Genomic DNA, 10,829 nt, shown 5'->3' on the forward strand with positions numbered 1-10,829 from the left:
ACATTAGGAACGTACTATAAATAATGTTGCTTACTCGGAAGCCTTTTTCTCTTCTGTGTCTGGAACAAACCGTTGTCCCGGACGGTCTTTACTTTCCTGAACGGTTTTCAGGAACAGTGATTCCAGTGTTGCAGTTGGATGGTCGATTGTGCCGACCTTTCCATTGTGTTTTGCAACGACCTGCTCAATTTCCTTGATTGCCTCATCACTCAGACGGGAGGTCATGATTTGCGTTTCATCCTGTTCCTTCAGCAAGTCTTCCACGCGTCCCATCACTTTTAATTCACCACCATAGAGAATTGCAATACGGTCACACACGTCCTGAACATCAGCCAGAAGGTGGCTACACATCAGAACTGTTTTGCCCTGCTCTTTTAATTCCAGGATCATGCGTTTCATGTCATCTGTACCAAGTGGGTCCAGACCACTGGTTGGTTCATCCAGCATCACGAGGTCAGGATTATTGATGAGTGCTTGAGCTAGTCCGATTCGTCGGGTCATCCCTTTTGAATATTCTTTTAGCTGACGTCGTTTGGCATGTCCGAGGCCGACTTTTTCAATCAGTTCAGCAGCTCGTTCACGACGCTCTTTTGCGGGCATTTTGAAAAGTCGCCCATAGAAATCAAGTGTTTCCTCAGCATTCAGGAATCGGTATAGATACGATTCTTCAGGTAAGTAACCGATGCGTTCATTTTTTTCTACATTTGATGCTGGTTGGCCGAGTACTTTGATGTCGCCTTCAGACGGAAAAAGCAGCCCCAGGAGCAATTTGAGAGTGGTGGTTTTTCCTGATCCATTGGGACCCAGGAGTCCAAAAATCTCTCCTTTTTTTATTTCAAGACTCAAAGAATTGAGAGCACGAACTTTCTTTCGGCCCCAGAAGTCACGATAAATCTTTGTCAGATTACTAATCTGAATGACTGGTTCATTGTCCATGGACAGTTCTTTGCTCCACTGTTAGTTAGATTTTGATAAAAAATATGATCAATAAAAAGAACAGTTTTTCAGTTAAAAAAAGAGAACCAATTTAAACTAACGCTAGAATATCTGCGAGTTTACTACGATGTGTGGCAGAACTCTGTTGGTAAAAAATTCAATTTCCTGGTAGCGGAAATCAAAAAACAGAGAGTTTGCAAAGATCAGTGCCTGGCCATCATCCATTACAGGGGCTCGAAACTCAGGATTCCATTCAAAACAATGATCCAAAGTGATTTACACTCTAAAATCGAGGGACTGCGCTTGCAAGCTATTTTGGCAGCATACTAGATTAAGATTTCAAGAACTCTATGAGGTAACCTGTAAACAGGGCTGAATCATTATAATTTAACCTCCGATGCATAAAGTCCAACGAAAAAACCGCATGATCTGTGTTCATGCGGATAGTCAGAAACGGGCTTTTCTTTGCGATAAATATTCGATCAACGCTTTATCAAAGGGCATGCTGGTATCGAGGGGCACATAATCTGCTCTCATCGCCTGCAACTTTTCCTGATAGATCTGTCTGAGTTCATTCACTGCTTCAAGGTAGTCGGCTTTCATTCCTTCCGCATCCAGAACCAGTGAATCACCTGCTTCGGGTTCTTTCAGGTCAACCATACCTTTGAAGGGGAAATAGACTTCAGCTTCGTCGAGTATATGGAAAACGATTACATCGTGACCTGCATAACGAAGTCTTTGCAAACTGTCTAAAACATTTTTTTGGTCGGTTAGTAAATCAGAGAAGATCATGATTAAACTACGGTGTTTGACCATAGAGGCAATTTGTTGAACATTACGTGAAACTTCTGTGGTGCCCGATGGTTGTGATTTTGCCAGCATGGCCAAAATATTTCCCAATTGTCCTCGTTTGCTGCGAGCAGGGAGGTAGTTTTTAATTTGATTACCAAAGGTGATCAATCCCACTGGGTCTTGTTGATGGATCATCATATAAGCAAGAGACGCTGCCAGACAGATTGCATAGTCAAACTTCGAAAGTTGCTGGCGATAGGTGTAGGCCATACTCTCTGACAAATCGAGTACCAGATAACCGGTCAGATTCGTCTCTGCTTGATACTTTTTGATGTAGTAGCGGTCAGTTTTGGCATAGACCTGCCAATCAATATCGCGCGGGTCATCTCCCTTGGTGTAACGGCGGTGTTCGCTAAACTCCACGCTAAAACCATGATAAGGGCTGGCATGCAGGCCGCTGAGGAACCCTTCCACAATGAATTTTGCCCTCAAGTCAAGACGGGCTACAGTCTGGATGACTTCAGGTTTGAGATATTGTTCCACATTAGGCATTGGTGAGAGTCTCCGCTTGGATACGTCTCCTACTATAACAGCAGCGAGATAGCAATTCCCAGTCGATAAGGAGCCTGATTACCAAGATAGGGGAATCGATTGCAGTAATTATATGGTCTGGCCGAGCCGAGAGTGTATACCCTTGAACATTTTGTGTCACTTGTATAATCTAGATATCAGAATGGATCAAGTAATCTCAATCTTAAACTTGATTTGAAAGTGTAATAAAGTAGGTTTATCATAAAGATTCTATTACTGAGTCCGCTCAATTTGTTCTCATGAGAATTGAGAATATGAGACAGTTTTCAGTACTTTGAATTAATTATAAAAGCAAAAAACGATACTGCATTTGCTTGGGTGCTATGTTAATCTGACATTCCGCAGCAGGGGATGTCGAAATTTACATCCATCAATTTCCCAATTGGAATCCGCTTCTGATTTTATCAACATACATTTACTGATCTTTTTCATAGAGCAGAAGCATTGATGATTTTATTTTTCTGAAGATTATAATTTGTATTTATCGAAGTATTAGGGATTTATAATGTCAAATGGCGTAACTCCGGATGAACACGAAAAGAATCCTACAGAGATACCATGTCCGTGTTGTGGTGAGATGGTCCGTGTTGGCCTGGTTCGTTGCTGGAACTGCAGCGCATTTATGCGCGAAGATATTGCAGAAGCATATCGTAAGATGCAGGAAAATCCCTCTCCCATGATTTTCAGTAAACTGCCTGATGACTCCGACGAGGGAGCTGAAGCAGATTCCCAACTCTCCACAGCCACGATGTCTTCGTTTGGAGGCCGTGATGACGATGATTTTGAGTTAGATAAGAATATTGCAGTCACAGAATATGAAGCCTCGGATGATGATTTTCAGCTTACTGGAAATACGAAAATCAGTGATTCTGATCAGTCTACCATCCCTCTGGCACGAGAGGAAACGGTAGCTGAGTCAGAGCAGGATAGTGATTCAAAGCAGGATACCGACAATACCAATGAAGCAGAGAGTGCCTCGGATGCAAAAGCAAAAGAGGTAAATGCAGAACCAACCGAAGACCATTCGGTGGCTACAGGAGGTGATGTCTTGTTAGACGTCGCCATGCAAGAAGAGAAGGAAGATAGAAAACGTCGCAAAGGTAAAAGAAGGCGTCGGTCTGGAAAAATCGAGGGAGGAGTAGTCGTTTATTGCCCCAATGGGCATCGAATTCGTGTTCGTGAAGAATACCGAGGTGCTGCCGGTAAATGCCCAGCCTGTGGTGTGTTATACCTTGTACCTTTGGCAACGGACAAAGAAGAAGAGAAACCAGAAACTGATGAATCTGAGACTACGTCCAGCAAAGATGGTGGTCCAGAATTAAACACTGGTGCTTATAAATATTGGTTCAATGACGTTAAGTTGCATGCGATTGACCCCACAAAACTTAAGTTAAAGCCCAATAGTCTGGAAAAGACATTCACATTAGTCGATCTGGCGATTTCTAATGACAAAATGTTGTTGCCGGTACTATCAAAAGGTGGCCTCCTTGGAGGTAACAAAGAGAAGCAACAGAAGGTCAGAGCTGAGATAGCACAGCATCTGAGTGAAGAAAAAGACGAAGCAGAAATTCCCGCTCATAACGTGCAAGTGTTGGACACAAATCAGATCCAGAAATTGCGAGTCGTTTTTCCTGCGATGTATGATCATGAATCAGTTTTTGCTGGTGTGCCCGTCTTTGGAAAAGGGCGTATTGCGATATTGCTACCGAAGCAGGAAGATGCAAAAGAGAACCAATACCTCACACTTTCTCTGACCGAATATCGCAAATTTTCTAAAGCGTTAAATGAACTTCATGGTATCAGTAATCTGGGGCAAGATTCTGGGATTCCACTGACGGATCAAGTCAATCAAGTCACTTGTCACTATAGTGAAGAATCATTTGAGACGTTGGATAATGAAAGTCTTCATTTTTATGAAGCAGATCCCGAAATTGAACTGACACTTGCTGGACGACAATGTGAAGCCTGTCAGTTAATTGTAAGCGAGGATTCAAGGAAGAAAGAGCGAATTGGGGGAAAAACAGGTAAGGGAATTGCGAAAGCGAAATGCCCGAAGTGCAATGAGAAATTCGGCAATATTTCTCTCTGGCAAATTGCGGTATCTGAAGTGCCAGAACAAGCGGAAGCTGAATAGTATAATAGTGTTGAATTGTTTGACCATTTCTTACTCTGCTTTATTTGCTTACAACCTTCTTCAGCATTTGACAGGGACATTGCGGTGGTTGTGTCAGAAGTTATAATGCCTATAATTCATATAAACCAACTGTCTAATGGCTATTGATTTGCCTGTTCGGATTGTGTTGACTATTCTGATTGAGTAAGTGATACAATCATGGTTTACTATTCGGATTAACTTGTACTTGCACACTTAGGCATGTTTATAACATTATATAAATTTTGATCTTATGAGCTAACATGGTTTGTATTACTCTGAATGGATTTTCTTGACCAATGGGAACTATGGGGTAAAATTAAGTTACGCAGAGCTGAGCAGGGAAGCACTCTTGACTGAGATACGTGTGTCCACTTTTCATGTTTGGTGAATTAAGTGGCACTGAGGGGCCGCTTTTTGAACTGTTCAGGAGAAACTGGTGTCGCCAGGATTTGATCAAAATTTCAAAGAACTGGTCCGCCAGAGAACAAACATCGTTGAGTTGGTATCCGAGTCGATTCAATTGACTCCCAGCGGGCATGATTTCAAAGGTCTCTGTCCTTTTCATAATGACCATAATCCTTCAATGATGGTCTATCCTGAGCGTGGTACCTGGCGATGCTGGGTCTGTAATAACGGAGGCGACTGTTTTTCCTGGGTGGAAAAATATGATGATGTCAGCTTCTATGAGGCATTAAAGATCTTGGCTGAGAAAGCCCATTTGGAACTGCCTCAATCTACTGCACGCGTGGGATCTGTTCCGCGATCTAATATCGTAGAAAAGACATCATTATTTGAAGTGATGAAATGGGCAGAGCAGCAATTTCACCATTGTTTGATGGAAACTGCCGAAGGAGAATATGCTCGTCGCTATCTTATTGAGGAGCGAGGATATACCGAAGATACGATCAGGCAGTTTCGGTTAGGCTTTCATCCGGACCACTGGCAATGGTTAGTGAATCGCGCACAAGGTAAATATGCTGAAGCATTATTGTCGGAAGCAAAATTGATTTTCAAAAAAGAAGGTCATAACCGATATTCCGATTATTTCGTCAATCGGGTGATGTTTCCGGTTCGCGACGAGCGTAAACGAGTTGTTGCATTTGGGGGACGTGTTCTGCCAGGAACTAATTCCGATGGAATCGCCAAGTATTTCAACAGTCCCGAAAGCTTGATCTTTACTAAGAGCAAGCTGCTATTCGGTTTGGATCAAGCGAGACAACGAATTCGAGAAACGGAGACTGTAGTCGTCGTCGAAGGGTACACTGATTGCATAACAGCGCATCAGTTTGGGGTGACGAATGTAGTGGCAACATTAGGGACAGCGTTGACGGACACGCATGTTTCTTATCTGAAGCGTCTGGCTCGAAAAGTCGTGCTCGTATTTGACGGTGATGATGCAGGACAAAATGCGGCCGAGCGTTCTTTAACGAAATTTATCTCTCAGGAAGTCGATTTGCGAATTTTAACGTTACCTGCGAGAAAAGATCCTGCCGAGTTTTTGGAGGAGCAAGGTGCAGAAAAGCTGAAGCAACTGATTGATCAAGCGCCCGAAGCGTGGAGTTTCAAGTTAAATATTTGTCTCAAAAAATTTGGACTAGAGTCAATTGATGGTCAGCATCGTATTTTAGAACAAATGCTTGAGTTGTTGGCAGCAAGTCCCAACCTAACCGGTAAAGTTCGTGAAGACATTATATTGAGAAAGTTGTCAGATCGACTGGGTTTACATGAACAAGTTGTCCGAAAACGACTTAGTGAAGTAAAACAAAAGCGTCATTCAAATCTTAATTCCAGTCCCTCAGCTAATGAATCTCGCTCGATTCCAATTACGAATTCCATTCCGGGCAGCAGCCAGGAAACTGATCATACAGCGAAAGACAATCAACTTGAGAGCGAACTTCTTGAAATTATCTTTGTATATCCGGAATCTGTCACCCAAATTCATCAACATATTTCCCCTTCCAACTTGAAGAACCAACAGTTGCGATTTCTTTATCAGTTAAGCATTGACTTAACTGAAGAGGGGATTGTACCTGTTCTGGATCGGATTCTGGATCGAATTGATGATCCAGATTTAAAACAACTGGTCGTAAAAATTGACGCCCAGGCACAAGAAAAAGCAATTCACACAAAAATCCATGCGAGTCCCAACCTGCATGAAGGAATTCCTCATTTTTTGAAGCATTCCATCAAAAACCTTAAATGGCGGGAAGAACGGGAACACCACGAGCAGACTAAGGGACTTCTATTTCAGAACTCCCAAAACACAAGTTTGAATTCTGATGCAAAAGAATTATTGAAGAAAGCATCTGAGTTTCATCAAAAACGACACCAGAAAAACTCACTTGAGACCCATTAACTAGATAGATTGGGAGAAGCAACGTGCACCGACTCGACGCCCGATTGAATGAACTCATCGAAAACGGCAAAAAACAGGGATATCTCACTTACGATGAGGTGAGTGCTTATTTACCTGATGAAGCACTCAATCCTGAGAAGCTTGATAACCTTTTGCTCACGATTGAGGAGATTGAATTAGATATCATTCCTGATCAGATCATTACAGTCTTAAAGCCCGAAAAAGCCAAAGGAGGTCGCTCTCGTTCTTCCGACGATGCTGCTCGTCGTATTGATGATCCCGTGCGGATGTATTTAACTCAAATGGGTGAAATACCGTTACTAACACGTGAGGAAGAGATTCGGCTTGCCAAGAAGATTGAAATCACACGTCGTCGGTTCCGTCGTGAATTGTTGAGTAGTGATTATGCGATGCGACAGGCAATTGACATTCTGGACAAAGTTCATAAAACCGAACTTCCTTTTGATAGAACGATTAAAGTTTCGGTTACAGAAGGGCTCGAAAAGAATCAGATTCTTGGTCGGATGCCTCATAATCTAAAGACACTCGAGTATCTTTGTAATAAAAACTCAAGTGACTTTCAAAGATTTGTTGACCCAGAGCTTTCGAAAAGTGAACGTCGTGAAGCATATTCTTCGTTGCAAAAGCGACGTCGAAAAATGGCGACTTTGATTGAAGAGTTGAGTTTGCGCACACAACGTCTGCAAATTGGTATGAAGCGACTTGAGCAAATTTCTCAACGTATGACGGAATTGGAAGATCAGATTCGTGATATGAACGATCTGAGAGTGAAAAATTCCAAGGATGATCGTGCCAATCTTGATCGTGAATTACAAGATTTGGTTTCTATGACGATGGAAACTCCCGAAACACTTCGCGAGCGAATCAAAGCGGTCAAGCAGCGCTATCTCGATTACGAAACCGCGATGCGTGAGCTTTCAGGTGGTAACCTACGTTTGGTCGTCTCTATCGCTAAGAAGTACCGCAATCGTGGTCTCAGTTTTCTTGACCTGATTCAGGAAGGCAATACTGGCTTGATGCGAGCGGTTGATAAATATGAATATCGTCGCGGTTATAAATTCTCAACATACGCCACATGGTGGATTAGACAGGCCATTACCCGTGCTATTGCTGATCAGGCTCGTACAATTCGTATTCCCGTACATATGATTGAGACGATGTCTAAACTCAGAAAGGTCAGTAAGCAACTATTACAGGAAAAAGGACGTGAGCCTACCATGGAAGAGACTGCAGAAGTGGCAGGCATCAGTCTGGAAGAAACTCGCCGTGTGCTTAAGATTTCCCGCCACCCCATTAGCCTTGATCGACCAGTTGGTGAGAGTGAAGATAGCTACTTTGGTGACTTCATCGAAGATTCTGACTCAGACAGTCCTGTTAACACAGCCAGCCAGGAAATGCTAAAAGATAAAATTGATCATGTCTTGAAAACACTGACCTACCGTGAGCGTGAAATTATCAAATTACGCTTTGGCTTGGGAGATGGCTATACCTATACATTGGAAGAAGTGGGTCGCATCTTTAAAGTAACACGAGAGCGTGTACGTCAGATCGAAGCAAAAGCGGTCAGAAAATTACAGCATCCAGTTAGGAGTAAACAACTTCAGGGCTTTATAGAAGGGTTAGTCCCCGAGTGGGGGCAGGCAGAATCCGAAGAAGAGGCGGATGTGACAGCATCAGCCAGTATTTGAAATTCAAACGCCGATCATTATTGATCGGCGTTTTTTTTTACATTATCTGAAGGGGCTATGATTCATTATATTTTGGCACCAAAGAAGATCAGCTAGATTTACTGCGTATGTCTGGCTATTTGCCGACAGAATCTTTATAACAAAGCAAGTGCATTGAGGCGTGTCGCATTTCGTCTCACCAAAAATAAGCGTTTCTGGAGTTCTTTAACATGTCAACTACTGCAGCCAGCTTGAAAGCTTTACACCATTTGTATTTGAGATTACATGATGTAAACCGAAAATTAGAGCAGGGGCCCAAGCGAATTAAACTAAAAGAGGAGTTCGCTTTACAGCAGGAAGAGAAGCTCAGGTCTTTTCAGGAACAAGTCACGCAGTTGAAAAAACAGGTTCAGCAGAAGAATCTGGATTTACAATCCAATGAGACAAAAATACTTGATCTGAAGGCAAAACTGAATACTGCTTCCTCAAATAAAGAGTTTGATATTATTAAAGGGCAAATTAAGGCAGACGAAATGGCAAACAGTGTGCTGGAAGATGAAATCCTGGAGCTCATGGATAAAATCGATGCCGCTGAAGCCGATGTTCAGTTATGGGTGGAAAAAAAAGATGCCGCACACGAGTCAGCTAAAGAAGCGGCACAAAATTTCGAGTCTGCTCGAGATTCTCTCGATGAAGAGATCAAAGAATGTAATGCGGCGATTGCTGATGCTGAACATATCATACCAGAGAATGTGAAGGTTCAATTTGAAAGATTGGTACGGTCACACGGCGCTGGTGCCTTAGCAATTGTAGAAGGTAAGTATTGTTCTTCCTGTAATGTTTTAATCTCGCCTCAGTTGCGCGTGGAGTTGAATTCAGGAAAACTCGTTTTCTGTAAGTCATGTGGGCGCCTGTTGTACCTGGAAGAATCACAGGAATAACGAGGTATAATCGCTTCGTTGTTATGCATTAAGTAGAGCCAGCACACCCAGGCCATAAAATGTATATTCTACATCAGCCTGCTCGTCCCAGCTTGCTCCTCGAAACCCTCCTGTGGGGAACTCAAGCCATTCGGTCATAAATTGCATCAATTGCTTTTGATCGACTAGTGAGTCGAGCCCCAGATCCTGTGCAGTCAGTAATCCGGTGAACGTAGATAGTCCATCGGCAAAGGGAATGCGCGTATTTGCCTGAAAGCCTCCCTCAGAACTCTTCACTTGATTGAGAAAATCGCGAACATCGTCTTTCAGTTCATCATCCATTGCATTTAGGATCAGTAATGTCGCAACAGCAGCGGCTGTCGGGTTTGTGCCACTACGTTTCATAGGCGAGATTTCTACAAAACCGCCATCGTCACGCTGTCGATCGTAAAGAAATTGTATTAAATCGTTTGAGTCAGGTATCTCAAGGCCGATCAACTGATAGATCAAAACGACTAGGAACGTGTGGTACGTACTTCCAAGAGCACCTTGTTCTGATTTTGCGTAGCCACCGTCAGGAGTTCTTAGCCGTTCTAGATTTTGTGAGATTTGTGTATTCCAGTTGTCAGACGCTCCTGTTAAGAGGTCTTCTCCCCCTGAGGCTTGAATAATCAGAGCACAGTAGAGCCAGCTTAACAGATCGATGGTCGACAGTTTTTCTATGTGGAATTGTTTGAGATAGCTGCTAAGTTCAATACACTGCTGATTTTCAACTCCTCCTAAAATTCCCAGACTACGAACCGCAAACCCTGTATAATATAGATCGGAGTCTCCTTCTCTTCCGGAAAATCCCCCATCTGCCTGTTGTTGAGCCAGAATATAAGTGCGATGTTTTTCTAATGAACTTGGTGGCAGTTTCTCTAATCCCGCTGCCAGTCGTAGGGCCAATTTGACTAAATAAGGTTCGTCATTCATCTATATCGTGTACCGCCTCCCCTTTAAAAAGGGGATAAGTATGGAATCCAAATGGTTTTTTCTCATGCTTTTTTGAAAATTGTGAAAAATTTCTCAATGGAAATGTCAAATTCGTCTTTCGTTGGATCTGAATTTAGCATATGTTCCCGCTCAACATCTCTTAAACTCAAAGAATCTATCTCTCTCAGAACTGTAAATTAAGAAAACCATTCGGTAATGATCTTCTTTTTCAGTTCAAAATGGGTCAGCCTTACCCAAGGTTGATCGATCGGATTCTTCTGAGTGACAACTCACAATAAAAATTACCTAGAAACTATTCAAACAATACTAGCACGTTTCCGCTAAAAAGCCCATTTTTATCGGTTCGTGTGACTACATATCCTTCAATGTTCGGCCGGATTCTATCTTCTGATAGA

The 10,829-nt window shown here is 42.7% G+C and carries 7 protein-coding genes; 4 read left to right on the forward strand and 3 right to left on the reverse strand.

The annotated features are described in order from the left end of the window. Nucleotides 1–30: 30 nt before the first annotated feature. Together V144x_RS07565 and V144x_RS07570 are read right to left on the reverse strand one after the other, a co-directional pair. Nucleotides 31–936 carry an ABC transporter ATP-binding protein gene (locus V144x_RS07565; RefSeq protein ID WP_144983683.1) on the reverse strand — a complete coding sequence of 302 codons (906 nt, stop codon included), beginning with the start codon at nt 934–936 and terminating at the stop codon, nt 31–33. 447 nt (nt 937–1,383) lie between these two features. After that, nucleotides 1,384–2,280: a DUF58 domain-containing protein gene (locus tag V144x_RS07570; RefSeq protein WP_144983686.1), complete on the reverse strand. Its 897-nt coding sequence runs from the start codon at nt 2,278–2,280 to the stop codon at nt 1,384–1,386. A 544-nt stretch (nt 2,281–2,824) separates the two neighbouring features. On the opposite strand from V144x_RS07570, the gene V144x_RS07575 reads away from it, so the two are divergent. The 4 genes from V144x_RS07575 to V144x_RS07590 all read left to right on the forward strand — a co-directional run bounded on the left by V144x_RS07575 (nt 2,825) and on the right by V144x_RS07590 (nt 9,459). After that, nucleotides 2,825–4,453: a hypothetical protein gene (locus V144x_RS07575; RefSeq protein WP_144983689.1), complete on the forward strand. Its 1,629-nt coding sequence runs from the start codon at nt 2,825–2,827 to the stop codon at nt 4,451–4,453. A gap of 457 nt (nt 4,454–4,910) precedes the next feature. Beyond that, nucleotides 4,911–6,830 (forward strand): DNA primase, encoded by a 1,920-nt coding sequence (gene dnaG / locus V144x_RS07580; RefSeq protein ID WP_197998810.1) that lies wholly within the window; start codon nt 4,911–4,913, stop codon nt 6,828–6,830. Nucleotides 6,831–6,853: 23 nt separating this feature from the next. Then, entirely contained in the window at nt 6,854–8,539 is a 1,686-nt protein-coding gene (rpoD, locus tag V144x_RS28940; protein WP_144983695.1) for an RNA polymerase sigma factor RpoD, read from the forward strand. A 209-nt stretch (nt 8,540–8,748) separates the two neighbouring features. Then, the gene (locus V144x_RS07590) at nt 8,749–9,459 is read left to right on the forward strand and encodes a zinc ribbon domain-containing protein (protein WP_144983698.1); all 711 of its coding nucleotides are present in this window, start codon (nt 8,749–8,751) and stop codon (nt 9,457–9,459) included. A gap of 21 nt (nt 9,460–9,480) precedes the next feature. On the opposite strand, the gene V144x_RS07595 is transcribed toward V144x_RS07590, so the two are convergent. Further along, nucleotides 9,481–10,413, reverse strand: coding sequence for a prenyltransferase/squalene oxidase repeat-containing protein (locus tag V144x_RS07595; RefSeq protein WP_144983701.1), 933 nt, complete (start codon nt 10,411–10,413; stop codon nt 9,481–9,483). Nucleotides 10,414–10,829 lie beyond the last annotated feature (416 nt).

The sequence above is a fragment of the Gimesia aquarii genome, assembly GCF_007748195.1.
Taxonomy (GTDB): Bacteria; Planctomycetota; Planctomycetia; order Planctomycetales; family Planctomycetaceae; genus Gimesia; species Gimesia aquarii.

Excerpts from the sequence above, each read along its gene's own strand:
- V144x_RS07565 (WP_144983683.1), bottom strand. The coding sequence starts at position 936 with ATGGACAATGAACCAGTCATTCAGATTAGTAATCTGACAAAGATTTAT.
- V144x_RS07570 (WP_144983686.1), bottom strand. The coding sequence starts at position 2,280 with ATGCCTAATGTGGAACAATATCTCAAACCTGAAGTCATCCAGACTGTA.
- V144x_RS07575 (WP_144983689.1), top strand. The coding sequence starts at position 2,825 with ATGTCAAATGGCGTAACTCCGGATGAACACGAAAAGAATCCTACAGAG.
- V144x_RS07590 (WP_144983698.1), top strand. The coding sequence starts at position 8,749 with ATGTCAACTACTGCAGCCAGCTTGAAAGCTTTACACCATTTGTATTTG.
- V144x_RS07595 (WP_144983701.1), bottom strand. The coding sequence starts at position 10,413 with ATGAATGACGAACCTTATTTAGTCAAATTGGCCCTACGACTGGCAGCG.